Origin of the sequence: Pantoea sp. SOD02, from assembly GCF_024707505.1 — a bacterium.
Taxonomy (GTDB): Bacteria; Pseudomonadota; Gammaproteobacteria; order Enterobacterales; family Enterobacteriaceae; genus Pantoea; species Pantoea symbiotica.
On sequence record NZ_CP102604.1, the window covers coordinates 4,198,836 to 4,213,386 of the forward strand.

The following is a 14,551-nucleotide window of genomic DNA, read 5'->3' on the forward strand; positions in this document are numbered from 1 at the left end:
AAACGGTATGGATTTGAGCCAGTTCATGCCGTTTGCCTTAGTCTTTTCCCTGAACGAAAAAGCAGCGATTGAACACTTTTAGGTAAAAGCTTTTATTTAGCAGGGCAGGGCGAGCGAGTTAACATCTCCGACGGAAATTATCCGAAAAGCTCTGTTACATTTAACGAACATTTCACATTTCATTATCACTTAGATCACTTTATTGCGTGTATTTACCCAACCAAATAATCACTGGGGAAAATATAACTTTGCAATAAATTGGCGTGCGTAATATCAGTTTTGCGTTTTTATTGCAGCGCATGATGTCAATAGAGTGTTTTTCTCGAAAATCGTAGTCCAACACCTAATAAATAAATTTAATGCACTGATTTATAGATGCTTTAGTCGAATTTGAAATCGTATGAATCTTAACTGGTACAAATTCAGTCAGGCATTCCTTGTTTATTATGTGATCTAAAGCACGCTTTAAAAGCAAGTCGATCGGGCATTTTCAGCATTTAAGTCAGACATTGCCTAATGACGATGTTTTGAAAAATAGCCCTTCAGAAAGAAATTTAAATAATTGTTCACCTTTTCGCTACTTACCGATTGAAATCGCAGGTGGCGCCCGTATAATTTGCACGGCTTTTGCTGCTTGACTCAAATGAGTAAAGGCAGTCTTATACGACACGCGACATACCCCGTTCGGGGCAGGAGAGTTCAGCGTCATGTCAGTGTCTCTTTACAGTGTGAAATTAGCCCGGGCCGTGCTGATCATTCAGCTGGTGACCTTTGTCATCATCGGTGCGCTCTTTACCCTGAAAGAGGTTACCTGGGGCGCCTCCGCCTTCGCGGGTGGAGTGGCAGCCTGGCTGCCGAACGTGTTGTTTATGTTTTTGGCCTGGCGCCTGCAGGATCAAACGCCTGCGAAAGGACGTGTTGCCTGGAGCTTCGCCCTCGGTGAAGTGTTGAAGGTGTTCACAACCGTCATTTTCCTCGCGGTGGCGTTGGGTGTGTTTGGAGCGGTCTTCTGGCCACTCGCAATCACGTGGTTATCGGTGCTGGTGGTGCAGATCGTCGCTCCGGCTGTAATTAACAACAAAGGGTAAGAGGCATCATGGCTGCTGGAGAAATCTCTACTCCGCAAGAATACATAGGTCACCACCTGAATAACCTTCAGTTGGACCTGCGTACTTTCGAGTTGGTGAATCCGCACGACGCTCCCGCGACGTTCTGGGTATTAAATATCGATTCCATGTTTTTCTCTGTGGTGCTGGGACTGATTTTCCTGGTGTTGTTCCGTAAAGTGGCGAAAAGCGCTACCAGCGGTGTTCCAGGGAAATTACAAGCGGCTATCGAACTGGTTGTCGGCTTCGTTGATAACAACGTGCGCGACATGTACCACGGTAAAAGCAAACTTATCGCCCCGCTGGCTCTGACGATTTTCGTCTGGGTCTTCCTGATGAACTTCATGGATCTGCTGCCTATCGATTTGCTGCCGTTTATCGGCGAGCACTATTTAGGCCTGCCGGCGCTGCGCGTCGTGCCGTCTGCAGACGTGAACATCACGCTGTCTATGGCGCTGGGCGTATTTATTTTGATTCTGTTCTACAGCATCAAAATGAAAGGCATTGGCGGCTTCACCAAAGAGTTGACGCTGCAGCCTTTTAATCACCCGATCTTCATCCCCATTAACCTGATTCTTGAAGGTGTTAGCCTGCTGTCCAAGCCTGTTTCACTGGGTCTGCGACTGTTCGGTAACATGTATGCGGGTGAGTTGATCTTTATCCTGATTGCCGGCTTGCTGCCGTGGTGGTCGCAGTGGTTGTTGAATGTGCCTTGGGCCATTTTCCACATCCTGATCATTTCGCTGCAGGCTTTCATTTTCATGGTCCTCACGATCGTCTATCTGTCGATGGCATCTGAAGAACATTGATTTTTATCTCAACACTTAAGCTTTTAACTGAAACAAACTGGAGACTGTCATGGAAAACCTGAATATGGATCTGCTGTACATGGCTGCCGCTGTGATGATGGGCCTGGCGGCAATCGGTGCTGCGATCGGTATCGGCATCCTCGGAGGTAAATTCCTGGAAGGCGCCGCGCGTCAACCGGATCTGATCCCTCTGCTGCGTACGCAGTTCTTTGTTGTAATGGGTCTGGTGGATGCAATCCCGATGATCGCTGTAGGTCTGGGTCTCTACGTGATGTTTGCTGTCGCTTAAACCTGGTAGCCTTGTTCACTCATGGCACCTGGTGTGATGAGGGACGGATTCTGCCGTTTATCTCTGATAGCGGCAGAGCAAGTTAACTTAATAAGAGGCATTGTGCTGTGAACATTAATGCAACAATCCTCGGCCAGGCCATCGCGTTCATTCTGTTTGTCGCGTTCTGCATGAAGTACGTATGGCCGCCGATTATGGCTGCCATCGAAAAGCGCCAGAAAGAAATTGCTGAAGGCCTTGCTTCTGCTGAGCGCGCGAAGAAAGATTTAGATCTCGCGCAGGCCAATGCGACCGACCAGCTGAAAAAAGCGAAAGAAGACGCTCAGGTCATTATCGAGCAGGCGAACAAACGCCGTGCCCAGATTCTGGACGAAGCGAAAACCGAAGCTGAGACTGAACGTAACCGCATCGTGGCACAGGCGCAGGCAGAAATTGATGCCGAGCGTTCGCGTGCCCGTGAAGAGCTGCGTAAGCAAGTCGCGTTGCTGGCATTAGCTGGCGCCGAGAAAATCATCGAACGTTCCGTGGATGAAGCTGCTAACAGCGACATCGTTGATAAACTGGTCGCTGAACTGTAAGGAGGGAGGGGCTGATGTCTGATCTGATTACTGTAGCTCGCCCCTACGCCAAAGCAGCTTTTGACTTTGCTGTTGAGCATCAAAGCATCGATCGCTGGCAATCAATGCTGGCGTTTGCCGCAGAAGTGGCTCGCAACGAACAGATCGCAGATCTTCTTTCCGGTGCGCTTGCACCGGAAGCGTTATCTGCTTCTTTCATTGCAGTTTGTGGCGATCAACTTGATGAAAACGCCCAGAACCTGATTAAGGTAATGGCCGAAAACGGACGTTTGACAGCGCTTCCAGCGGTACTGGCTCAGTACATTCAACTGCGTGACGCTTATGAAGCGACAGCCGAAGTTGATGTGATTTCTGCCAGCACGCTGAGTGACAGTCAGCTGACTAAAATCAGCGCCGCGATGGAAAAACGTCTGTCACGTAAAGTTAAGCTGAATTGCAAAATTGATAAGTCTGTAATGGCAGGTGTGGTTATCCGTGCGGGTGACCTGGTCATTGATGGCAGCGTACGCGGCCGTCTTGATCGTCTGGCAGACGTCTTGCAGTCTTAAGGGGACTGGAGCATATGCAACTGAATTCCACCGAAATCAGCGAACTGATCAAGCAGCGCATTGCTCAGTTCAATGTCGTGAGTGAAGCTCACAACGAAGGTACTATTGTTTCTGTAAGTGACGGTATCATCCGCGTACACGGCCTGGCCGATGTCATGCAGGGTGAGATGATTGCCCTGCCGGGCAACCGTTACGCTATCGCACTGAACCTCGAGCGTGACTCGGTTGGTGCAGTAGTGATGGGCCCGTATGCTGACCTCGCGGAAGGCATGAAAGTAAAATGTACGGGTCGTATTTTAGAAGTTCCAGTTGGCCGTGGCCTGCTGGGCCGTGTGGTGAACACCCTGGGTGCACCGATCGACGGTAAAGGCGCAATCGAAAACGACGGCTTCTCGCCTGTTGAAGTGATTGCACCGGGCGTTATCGACCGTCAGTCAGTAGACCAGCCTGTTCAGACCGGTTACAAATCTGTCGATGCGATGATTCCAATCGGCCGTGGCCAGCGTGAGCTGATCATCGGTGACCGTCAGACCGGTAAAACCGCAATGGCAATCGACGCCATCATCAACCAGCGCGATTCAGGCATCAAGTGTGTCTACGTTGCGATTGGCCAGAAAGCGTCAACCATTTCTAACGTAGTTCGCAAACTGGAAGAGCACGGCGCGCTGGCTAACACCATCGTGGTTGTCGCTTCTGCTTCTGAATCTGCAGCACTGCAGTACCTGTCACCGTACGCCGGTTGTGCGATGGGTGAGTACTTCCGTGACCGCGGTGAAGATGCACTGATCGTGTACGATGACCTGTCTAAGCAGGCTGTTGCTTACCGTCAGATTTCTCTGCTGCTGCGCCGTCCACCAGGTCGTGAAGCATTCCCTGGCGACGTGTTCTATCTCCACTCTCGTCTGCTGGAGCGTGCATCACGCGTTAGCGCTGACTACGTTGAGCGCTTCACCAACGGTGAAGTGAAAGGCCAGACCGGTTCTCTGACCGCACTGCCAATCATCGAAACTCAGGCGGGTGACGTTTCTGCGTTCGTTCCGACCAACGTAATCTCGATTACTGATGGTCAGATCTTCCTGGAATCTAACCTGTTCAACTCCGGTATTCGTCCAGCCGTTAACCCGGGTATCTCGGTATCCCGTGTTGGTGGTGCTGCACAGACCAAGATCATCAAGAAACTGTCCGGTGGTATTCGTACCGCGCTGGCACAGTATCGTGAACTGGCTGCGTTCTCTCAGTTCGCTTCCGATCTGGACGATGCAACGCGTAAACAGCTGAGCCACGGTCAGAAAGTGACCGAGCTGTTGAAACAGAAACAGTATGCGCCGATGTCCGTCGCGCAACAGGGTCTGGTGCTGTTTGCTGCTGAGCGCGGCTATCTGAACGATGTTGAACTGGCGAAAGTCGGCAGCTTCGAAGCCGCTCTGCTGGCGTTCGCGGATCGCGATCACGCTGAGCTGATGGCTGAAATCAACCAAGCGGGTAACTTCAATAACGAAATCGAAGAGAAGCTGAAAGGCCTCCTCGAAACGTTTAAAGCAACCCAGTCCTGGTAATGTCTGGCGGCTTGTCTGAAAAGGCAGGCCGCAAGGCTTTGAGGAGAAGCTAATGGCCGGCGCAAAAGAAATACGTAGTAAGATCGGAAGCGTAAAAAATACGCAGAAGATCACCAAAGCGATGGAAATGGTCGCCGCCTCCAAAATGCGTAAAACGCAGGAACGCATGGCGGCCAGCCGTCCGTATGCAGATACCATGCGCAAAGTGATTGGTCACCTTGCTCTGGGTAATCTGGAATACAAGCACCCTTACCTGGATGAGCGTGACGTTAAGCGCGTCGGCTACCTGGTCGTTTCGACTGACCGCGGGCTTTGTGGTGGTTTGAACATTAACCTGTTCAAAAAATTGCTGGCAGATATGAAAGGCTGGGCTGATAAAGGCGTACAGAGCGATCTGGCCGTTATCGGTTCGAAAGGCAATTCATTCTTCGGCTCTGTAGGTGGCAACATCGTGGCACAGGTCACCGGTATGGGCGATAAGCCTGCACTGTCTGATTTGATCGGCCCGGTAAAAGTGATGTTGCAGGCCTATGATGAAGGTCGCATCGACAAGCTGTATATCGTTGCCAACAAGTTTAATAACACCATGTCTCAGACTCCGACCATTACCCAACTGCTGCCGTTACCGCCAGCGGAAGGTGAAGAAGAGATGAAGGCGAAGACCTGGGATTACCTGTACGAACCCGATCCGAAAGCGCTGCTGGATACCCTGCTGCGTCGTTACGTCGAATCGCAGGTTTATCAGGGTGTGGTGGAAAACCTGGCCAGTGAGCAGGCCGCACGTATGGTTGCGATGAAAGCTGCAACCGATAACGGCGGAAACCTGATCAAAGAGCTGCAGTTGGTTTACAACAAAGCTCGTCAGGCCAGCATCACCCAGGAACTTACCGAGATCGTCTCGGGAGCCTCCGCGGTTTAACCAGGCATATATCCTGTCGCGCGAGCGCGGCTGGGTATTTTCGTATTAGGTAGAGGATTCAAGATGGCAGCTGGAAAGATTGTCCAGATTATCGGCGCCGTAGTTGACGTCGAATTCCCTCAGGACGCGGTACCGCAGGTATACAGCGCTCTCGAGGTGAAAAATGGTGATGCTCGTCTGGTGCTGGAAGTTCAGCAGCAGCTGGGTGGTGGCGTGGTTCGTACCATCGCCATGGGTACTTCTGACGGCCTGAAGCGCGGTCTGGAAGTTACTGACCTGAAAAAACCTATCCAGGTTCCGGTTGGTAAAGCAACCCTCGGCCGTATCATGAACGTATTGGGTGAGCCAATCGACATGAAAGGCGACCTGCAGAATGACGACGGCACTGTAGTAGAGGTTTCCTCTATTCACCGTGCAGCACCTTCTTATGAAGATCAGTCTAACTCGCAGGAACTGCTGGAAACCGGCATCAAGGTAATCGACCTGATGTGTCCGTTCGCTAAGGGCGGTAAAGTCGGTCTGTTCGGTGGTGCGGGTGTAGGTAAAACCGTAAACATGATGGAGCTGATCCGTAACATTGCGGCTGAGCACTCAGGTTATTCGGTATTTGCTGGCGTGGGTGAGCGTACTCGTGAGGGTAACGACTTCTACCACGAAATGACTGACTCCAACGTTATCGATAAAGTAGCGCTGGTGTATGGCCAGATGAACGAGCCGCCGGGTAACCGTCTGCGCGTAGCACTGACCGGCTTGACCATGGCGGAAAAATTCCGTGATGAAGGCCGTGACGTTCTGCTGTTCATCGACAACATCTATCGTTACACCCTGGCCGGTACTGAAGTATCAGCACTGCTGGGTCGTATGCCATCTGCGGTAGGCTATCAGCCAACGCTGGCAGAAGAGATGGGTGTGTTGCAGGAGCGTATTACCTCCACGAAGACTGGTTCAATCACTTCTGTTCAGGCCGTTTACGTTCCTGCGGATGACTTGACTGACCCGTCACCAGCAACCACCTTTGCTCACTTAGACTCAACCGTTACGCTGAGCCGTCAGATCGCCTCTCTGGGTATCTACCCAGCCGTTGACCCGCTGGATTCAACCAGCCGTCAGCTGGATCCACTGATCGTGGGTCAGGAGCACTATGACGTTGCGCGTGGCGTGCAGTCTCTGCTGCAGCGTTACCAGGAACTGAAAGACATCATCGCCATCCTCGGTATGGACGAGCTGTCTGAAGAAGACAAACTGTTGGTGGCACGTGCGCGTAAGATTCAGCGCTTCCTGTCTCAGCCGTTCTTCGTTGCTGAAGTCTTCACCGGTTCTCCAGGTAAGTACGTGACCCTGAAAGACACCATCCGTGGCTTCAAAGGCATCATGGAAGGCGAATTCGACCACCTGCCAGAGCAGGCGTTCTACATGGTCGGCGCTATCGAAGAAGCCGTAGAAAAAGCGAAGAAACTGTAATTTAGGTTTCCCAGGAGGAATGGTATGGCTATGACTTATCATCTGGACGTGGTCAGCGCGGAGCAACAAATGTTCTCCGGTCTGGTCGAGCGTATCCAGGTGTCAGGTAGCGAAGGTGAGTTGGGGATTCGTCCTGGCCACGCCCCGCTGCTGACAGCCATCAAGCCTGGTATGATTCACATCGTGAAACAGCACGGCGAAGAGGAGTTTATTTACCTCTCTGGCGGCGTGCTGGAAGTTCAGCCTGGCAGCACCACCGTTCTGGCCGACACCGCGATTCGCGGCGAAGATCTGGACGAAGCGCGCGCGCTGGAAGCGAAACGTAAAGCAGAAGAGCACATGAACAGCAGTCACGGCGACGTGGACTATGCTCAGGCTTCTGCGGAACTGGCGAAAGCCATCGCGAAACTGCGTGTCATCGAGCTGACCAAAAAAGCGATGTAATCAGGCTTTATGCGTCACGAAATGCCAGCCCTTTGGGTTGGCATTTTTTTTTGCCCAATAAACATCATCTCGTAGCGTCGCCCTTGATGGCGACCACCAGCCGACCTCGATCCGCTTTCCCCAACCCCGCTAATTTCGACCCGAGAAAAATGTAGTAATCTCAGGGCTAAACCTTACACTTTCGACAGTTGAAGAGAATCAGGATAGTTATGTCTACGAACGCGATGAGTGTGGTGATCTTAGCCGCTGGCAAAGGCACCCGAATGTATTCCGACCTGCCTAAAGTTCTGCACACCCTTGCAGGTAAACCGATGGTTCAACACGTGATTGATGCCGCAACCGGTTTGGGCGCCCAGCAGATCCACTTGGTTTATGGCCACGGCGGAGATTTGCTGCAATCGACGTTAGCGCCTAACGCACTCAACTGGGTGCTGCAGGCCGAACAACTCGGTACCGGCCACGCGATGCAGCAGGCTGCACCTTTCTTTGCCGATGACGAAGATATTCTGATGTTGTACGGCGACGTGCCGCTGATTTCGCAGGCCAGCTTGCAACGTCTGCGCGACGCGAAACCCGCAGGCGGCATTGGCTTACTCACCGTGGTTCTGGATAACCCAACCGGCTACGGCCGTATTGTGCGTGAAAACGGCACGGTGACCGGCATTATTGAGCAGAAAGATGCCTCGCCAGAACAGCTGAAAATTCAGGAAATTAACACCGGCATCCTGATTGCCAACGGCGGCGACCTCAAGCGCTGGCTGGCGCAGCTTAACAACAACAACGCGCAGGGCGAATTCTATATCACCGATATCATCGCCATGGCGCACCACGAAGGCCGCGTGATCAATGCGGTGCATCCGGCGCGCATCAGCGAAACCGACGGCGTCAACAACCGCCTGCAGCTGGCAACGCTTGAGCGTGTCTACCAAAGCGAGCAGGCAGAAAAGCTGCTGCTGGCGGGTGTGATGCTGCGCGATCCGGCGCGTTTCGATCTGCGCGGTTCGCTGCAACACGGCCGCGATGTTGAGATCGACACCAACGTGATCATCGAAGGCAAGGTCACGCTCGGCAACCGCGTCAAAATCGGTGCCGGCTGCATCATCAAAAACAGCGTGATTGCTGACGACTGTGAAATCAGCCCCTATTCGGTGATCGAAGATGCAACCTTAGCCGCCGCCTGTACGGTTGGGCCTTTTGCGCGTCTGCGTCCGGGCAGCGAGTTGGCGGAAGAAGCGCACGTGGGCAACTTCGTAGAGATGAAGAAAGCCACGCTCGGTAAAGGCTCCAAAGCCGGTCATCTCTCTTATCTTGGCGATGCGGAAATTGGCGCGGGTGTGAATATCGGCGCGGGCACCATTACCTGTAACTACGATGGCGCCAACAAATCCAAAACCATCATTGGCGACAACGTGTTTATCGGTTCGGATACCCAGCTGGTGGCGCCGGTCAGCGTGGCGAGCGGAGCGACCATCGCCGCAGGCACCACAATAATGAAAGATGTGTTAGCTGCGGATCTGGTCTACAACCGTAAAGAGCAGAATCAAAAATCGGGCTGGCAGCGCCCTGTTAAGAAAAAATAAATTTTAAAGGCCGACAACGATCGGCCTGTTTGCAGTGCCAATTACCCTTAATAATTCGAGTTTTAGGAAGGCGGCAAGAGTGTGAATCCTCAGGAGCTTACTTAAGTAAGTGACTGAGGTGAGCGCTCGCAGCCAACGCACCTACAACTTGAAGTATGACGGGTAAAATATCCCCACTCTCTACAAGGCTCGGGGAAATCAGGTCGTATGACAACGCAATGGCCGAAAGCCATGAAGTCAGGAAATTACTATGTGTGGAATTGTTGGTGCAGTAGCGCAGCGTGACATTGCAGAAATTCTGCTGGAAGGTTTGCGTCGTCTTGAGTATCGCGGTTATGACTCAGCGGGATTAGCCGTCGTCGATCGTCAGGGCCATATGACGCGCCTGCGTCGTCTGGGTAAAGTGCAGAACCTGGCGGAAGCCGCAGAGCAGCAGCCGCTGATTGGCGGCACCGGTATCGCACACACGCGCTGGGCGACCCACGGTGAACCGTCGGAGGCCAATGCGCATCCGCACGTTTCTGAGCACATCATCATCGTGCACAACGGCATCATTGAAAACCATGAGCCGCTGCGCGCGCAGTTGCTTGAGCGCGGCTATCACTTTGCCTCAGAAACCGACACCGAAGTGGTGGCGCATCTGGTGCATTGGGAGCAGAAGCAGGGCGGCACGCTGCGTGAAGTGGTGCTGCGCGTCATTCCGCAGCTGCGCGGTGCGTATGGCATGGTGATCATGGACAGCCGCGATCCTTCGCTGCTGGTGGCGGCGCGTTCCGGTAGCCCGCTGGTGATTGGCCGTGGCGTGGGTGAAAACTTTATTGCTTCCGATCAGCTGGCACTGCTGCCGGTGACGCGTCGCTTCATCTATCTGGAAGAGGGCGATATTGCCGAGATCACCCGCCGCGAAGTCACCATTATCGATCGTGATGGTAAAACGGCTAAGCGCGCCGAAATCGAATCGACTGCGCAGTACGATGCTGGCGATAAAGGCATCTATCGTCACTACATGCAGAAAGAGATTTACGAGCAGCCGAACGCGATTAAAAACACCATCACCGGTCGTTTCAATCACGGTGAAGTCGATCTCAGCGAGCTGGGCCCGGATGCTGAGAAGCTGCTGAGCCAGGTCGAACATATTCAGATCATCGCCTGCGGTACGTCATACAACTCCGGCATGGTTTCGCGTTACTGGTTTGAGTCGCTGGCTAATCTGCCTTGTGATGTGGAAATCGCTTCGGAATTCCGTTATCGCAAATCTGCGGTGCGTAAAAATAGTCTGCTGATCACGCTGTCACAATCGGGTGAAACCGCCGATACGCTGGCGGCGTTGCGCCTGTCAAAAGAGCTGGGTTATCTCGGTTCGCTGGCGATCTGTAACGTGGCCGGTTCATCGCTGGTGCGCGAGTCAGATTTGGCGCTGATGACCAAAGCCGGTACCGAAATTGGCGTTGCCTCGACCAAAGCCTTCACCACGCAGCTGGCAGTATTGCTGATGCTGGTGGCGAAACTCGGGCGTCTGCACGGCATGAAAGCCGAAACCGAGCACGAGATTGTGCACGCGCTGCAGGCTTTGCCGAGCCGCATCGAGCAGATGCTGGCGCAGGACAAAGTGATCGAAAATCTGGCGGAAGGTTTCTCGGATAAACATCACGCGCTGTTCCTTGGCCGTGGCGATCAGTATCCAATCGCTATGGAAGGCGCGCTGAAGCTGAAAGAGATCTCCTACATCCACGCCGAAGCCTATGCGGCGGGCGAGCTGAAGCACGGCCCGCTGGCGCTGATTGATGCGGATATGCCAGTGATCGTGGTCGCGCCGAACAACGAACTGCTGGAGAAGCTGAAATCCAATATTGAAGAGGTGCGCGCGCGCGGCGGTTTGCTGTACGTGTTTGCCGATCAGGATGCAGGTTTCAGCGACAGCGATGGCATGAAAATCATCTCTCTGCCGCATGTAGAAGAGGTGATTGCACCGATCTTCTACACCGTGCCGTTACAGCTGCTCTCGTATCATGTGGCGCTGATTAAAGGCACCGACGTTGACCAACCACGTAACCTGGCGAAATCGGTTACCGTTGAATAAACTGCTATAAGAGTGGGCCCGCAACGGGCCCGCTTCATTTCTGCACGCTGTCATATAACTGTCATATTTCGTACATTTCACTGTCATCAAACTGTCCTATTTTCCCTCCAGCAGCAATCACGACTCCTACTAAAATGGCATTGAGCCTGATTTTTTTAAATCCCCTGGAGGGAACATGACACTGATGCGTAGCACCGTAGCCCGAATCCTCGCCGCCACCTTCGCAGTAAGCGCGGTCTCTGCTTTTGCAGCAACCGATCTGACGGGCGCAGGCGGGACATTCCCGGCGCCGGTTTATGCCAAGTGGGCAGCCGAGTACCAGCAAGCCACCGGTAGCAAAATCAACTATCAGGGTATTGGTTCTTCAGGCGGCGTGAAGCAAATCATCGCTAAAACCGTCGATTTCGGTGCGTCTGATGCGCCAATGAAAGAAGAAGATCTGCAGAAAAACGGCCTGTTCCAGTTCCCTACCGTAATCGGTGGCGTGGTGCTGGCAGTTAACATCCCAGGTGTGAAATCAGGTGAACTGACTCTCGACGGTAAAACCGTGGGCGACATCTACCTCGGTACCATCAAAAAGTGGAACGACCCGGCGATCACTAAACTGAACCCAGGCGTGAAACTGCCAGATTCCAACATCAACGTGGTTCGCCGCGCTGACGGTTCCGGTACTTCATTCGTCTTCACCAGTTACCTGGCGAAAGTGAACGAAGAGTGGAACAGCAAAATCGGTAAAGGTAACACCGTTAACTGGCCGACCGGTCTGGGCGGTAAAGGTAACGACGGCGTGGCCGCATTCGTACAGCGTCTGCCGGGTTCAATTGGCTATGTGGAATACGCTTACGCCAAGCAGAACAACCTGACCTACACCAAACTGGTTGATGCCGACGGTAAAGCGGTCGCACCAAGCGAAGAGAGCTTTGCGAACGCCGCGAAAGGCGCAGACTGGAGCAAAACCTTTGCTCAGGATCTGACCTTCCAGAAAGGCAACGCAGCATGGCCGATCACCTCAACCACCTTCATCCTGATTTACAAAGATCAGGCGAATGCGGAGAAAGGTAGCGAAGTACTGAAGTTCTTCGACTGGGCTTACAAAGGTGGCAGCAAAACCGCAACCGACCTGGATTACGCCGCGCTGCCAGAAAGCGTAGCTAACCAGATTCGTGCAGCGTGGAAAGCGAACATCAAAGATAGCTCCGGTAAAGCGCTGTACCAGTAACAGATTTACCTGGCCAGCCGAGACGGCTGGCCAACCCCAATGGGCGGCCTGCGTGCCGCCCTGACATCCCCCTGAGAACAGAGAATTCTATGGCTGCCACTAAGCCGACGTTCAAAGCCCCCGGTAAACAAGGCGACATGATTTTCGGCGCGCTGGTGAAGCTATCCGCGCTTATCGTGTTGTTGTTGATGGGCGGCATTATCGTCTCCCTGATTTTCTCCTCCTGGCCAAGCATCCAAAAATTTGGTTTCTCTTTCCTGTGGAATAAAACCTGGGATGCGCCAAACGAACAATTTGGTGCGCTGGTACCGATTTACGGCACCCTCGTCACCTCGATTATTGCCTTGATCATTGCCGTGCCGGTGAGCTTCGGCATTGCGCTGTTCCTGACGGAACTGGCGCCAGGCTGGCTGCGTCGCCCGCTGGGCACCGCCATTGAGCTGCTGGCGGCGATCCCCAGCATCGTTTACGGCATGTGGGGCCTGTTTGTTTTCGCCCCGCTGTTCGCCGAATATTTCCAGACGCCGGTGGGTAACGTGATGTCGAATATCCCGATTGTCGGCACGCTGTTCTCTGGCCCGGCATTCGGTATCGGTATTCTGGCGGCGGGCGTGATTCTCGCCATCATGATCATTCCGTACATCGCCTCGGTGATGCGCGACGTGTTTGAACAAACGCCGGTGATGATGAAAGAGTCGGCTTACGGTATCGGCTGCACCACGTGGGAAGTGATCTGGCGCATCGTGCTGCCGTTCACCAAAAACGGCGTGATTGGCGGCGTGATGCTCGGCCTGGGCCGCGCATTGGGTGAAACCATGGCGGTGACCTTTATCATCGGTAACACCTACCAGCTCGACAGCGCCTCGCTCTTTATGCCGGGCAACAGTATTACTTCCGCGCTGGCCAACGAATTCGCCGAAGCGGAATCCGGCGTCCACGTGGCAGCACTGATGGAACTGGGTCTGATCCTGTTCGTGATTACCTTTATCGTGCTGGCGATCTCCAAACTGATGATCCTGCGTCTGGCGAAGAGTGAAGGAGCCCGTTCATGACCGCTATTGAAGTTCAGGCTCGCGCTGAGCTGGAAGCCTCGCGCCGCAAAATGCAGGCGTGGCGCAGTACCAAAAACAAAATTGCTCTGACGCTGTCGCTGATGACCATGGCATTCGGTCTGTTCTGGCTGGTGTGGATTCTGTTCACCACCATTACGCGCGGTGTTGATGGTTTGAGCTGGTCGCTGTTTACCGAATCGACGCCGCCGCCGAATACCGCGGGCGGTGGTTTGGCAAACGCCTTAGTCGGCAGTGGTTTACTGATTTTCTGGTCGACGATCGTCGGAACGCCGCTCGGCATCATGGCCGGGATTTATCTGGCGGAATATGGCCGTAAACACTGGCTGGCGGAAGTGATTCGCTTCATCAACGACATTCTGCTGTCAGCACCGTCGATTGTGGTGGGCCTTTTCGTCTACACCATCGTGGTATCGCAGATGCAGCACTTCTCCGGTTGGGCTGGCGTGGTAGCGCTGGCGCTGCTGCAAATCCCGATTGTGATTCGTACCTCCGAAAACATGCTGCGTCTGGTACCAGATAGCATGCGTGAAGCGGCTTACGCGCTGGGTACGCCGAAGTGGAAGATGATTTCGGCGATTACGCTGAAAGCGTCAGTTTCCGGCATCATCACCGGTGTGCTGTTGGCCGTGGCGCGTATCGCCGGTGAAACCGCACCGCTGCTGTTCACTGCGCTGTCGAACCAGTTCTGGAGCACCGACATGATGCAGCCGATTGCAAACCTGCCGGTCACCATCTTTAAATTCGCCATGAGCCCGTTTGCCGAGTGGCAAAGTCTGGCGTGGGCAGGTGTGCTGATTATTACCGTGTGCGTGCTGCTACTGAACATTGTGGCGCGTGTGGTTTTCGCCAAGGGCAAACACTAATTTCCCGGCGCGGCTTCGGCGGCGCT

The 14,551-nt window shown here is 53.5% G+C and carries 14 protein-coding genes; all 14 read left to right on the plus strand.

All coding sequences use genetic code 11. The features are described from left to right. Positions 1-707: 707 nt before the first annotated feature. The 14 genes from atpI to pstA all read left to right on the plus strand — a co-directional run bounded on the left by atpI (position 708) and on the right by pstA (position 14,525). On the plus strand, positions 708-1,088 hold the full coding sequence (gene atpI / locus NR302_RS19535) for a F0F1 ATP synthase subunit I (protein ID WP_008106725.1): 381 nt from the start codon (positions 708-710) through the stop codon (positions 1,086-1,088). An 8-nt stretch (positions 1,089-1,096) separates the two neighbouring features. After that, a complete protein-coding gene (atpB, locus tag NR302_RS19540) occupies positions 1,097-1,915 on the plus strand; it encodes a F0F1 ATP synthase subunit A (RefSeq protein WP_007893608.1) in 819 nt (272 codons plus the stop codon). A gap of 49 nt (positions 1,916-1,964) precedes the next feature. Further along, positions 1,965-2,204 carry a F0F1 ATP synthase subunit C gene (gene atpE, locus NR302_RS19545; RefSeq protein WP_003849523.1) on the plus strand — a complete coding sequence of 80 codons (240 nt, stop codon included), beginning with the start codon at positions 1,965-1,967 and terminating at the stop codon, positions 2,202-2,204. Positions 2,205-2,311: 107 nt separating this feature from the next. Further along, positions 2,312-2,782 (plus strand): F0F1 ATP synthase subunit B, encoded by a 471-nt coding sequence (gene atpF / locus NR302_RS19550; RefSeq protein WP_007893603.1) that lies wholly within the window; start codon positions 2,312-2,314, stop codon positions 2,780-2,782. Positions 2,783-2,796: 14 nt separating this feature from the next. Then, positions 2,797-3,330, plus strand: a complete 534-nt coding sequence (gene atpH / locus NR302_RS19555; RefSeq protein ID WP_008106723.1) for a F0F1 ATP synthase subunit delta — start codon at positions 2,797-2,799, stop codon at positions 3,328-3,330. A gap of 14 nt (positions 3,331-3,344) precedes the next feature. After that, positions 3,345-4,886 carry a F0F1 ATP synthase subunit alpha gene (atpA, locus tag NR302_RS19560; RefSeq protein WP_008106721.1) on the plus strand — a complete coding sequence of 514 codons (1,542 nt, stop codon included), beginning with the start codon at positions 3,345-3,347 and terminating at the stop codon, positions 4,884-4,886. 52 nt (positions 4,887-4,938) lie between these two features. Continuing rightward, positions 4,939-5,805: a F0F1 ATP synthase subunit gamma gene (atpG, locus tag NR302_RS19565; RefSeq protein ID WP_007893596.1), complete on the plus strand. Its 867-nt coding sequence runs from the start codon at positions 4,939-4,941 to the stop codon at positions 5,803-5,805. A 63-nt stretch (positions 5,806-5,868) separates the two neighbouring features. Beyond that, on the plus strand, positions 5,869-7,266 hold the full coding sequence (atpD, locus tag NR302_RS19570) for a F0F1 ATP synthase subunit beta (protein ID WP_008106718.1): 1,398 nt from the start codon (positions 5,869-5,871) through the stop codon (positions 7,264-7,266). Positions 7,267-7,290: 24 nt separating this feature from the next. Then, complete coding sequence (locus tag NR302_RS19575) at positions 7,291-7,710, plus strand: F0F1 ATP synthase subunit epsilon (RefSeq protein WP_008106717.1); 420 nt, start codon at positions 7,291-7,293, stop codon at positions 7,708-7,710. Positions 7,711-7,919: 209 nt separating this feature from the next. Continuing rightward, positions 7,920-9,290: a bifunctional UDP-N-acetylglucosamine diphosphorylase/glucosamine-1-phosphate N-acetyltransferase GlmU gene (gene glmU / locus NR302_RS19580; protein WP_258144229.1), complete on the plus strand. Its 1,371-nt coding sequence runs from the start codon at positions 7,920-7,922 to the stop codon at positions 9,288-9,290. A 250-nt stretch (positions 9,291-9,540) separates the two neighbouring features. Further along, positions 9,541-11,370, plus strand: coding sequence for a glutamine--fructose-6-phosphate transaminase (isomerizing) (glmS, locus tag NR302_RS19585; protein ID WP_008106713.1), 1,830 nt, complete (start codon positions 9,541-9,543; stop codon positions 11,368-11,370). 175 nt (positions 11,371-11,545) lie between these two features. Next, positions 11,546-12,589 (plus strand): phosphate ABC transporter substrate-binding protein PstS, encoded by a 1,044-nt coding sequence (gene pstS, locus NR302_RS19590; protein WP_008106709.1) that lies wholly within the window; start codon positions 11,546-11,548, stop codon positions 12,587-12,589. A gap of 89 nt (positions 12,590-12,678) precedes the next feature. Then, a complete protein-coding gene (pstC, locus tag NR302_RS19595) occupies positions 12,679-13,641 on the plus strand; it encodes a phosphate ABC transporter permease PstC (RefSeq protein ID WP_061719978.1) in 963 nt (320 codons plus the stop codon). After that, on the plus strand, positions 13,638-14,525 hold the full coding sequence (pstA, locus tag NR302_RS19600; RefSeq protein ID WP_008106705.1) for a phosphate ABC transporter permease PstA: 888 nt from the start codon (positions 13,638-13,640) through the stop codon (positions 14,523-14,525). Before pstC ends, pstA begins: the two co-directional genes overlap by 4 nt. Positions 14,526-14,551 lie beyond the last annotated feature (26 nt).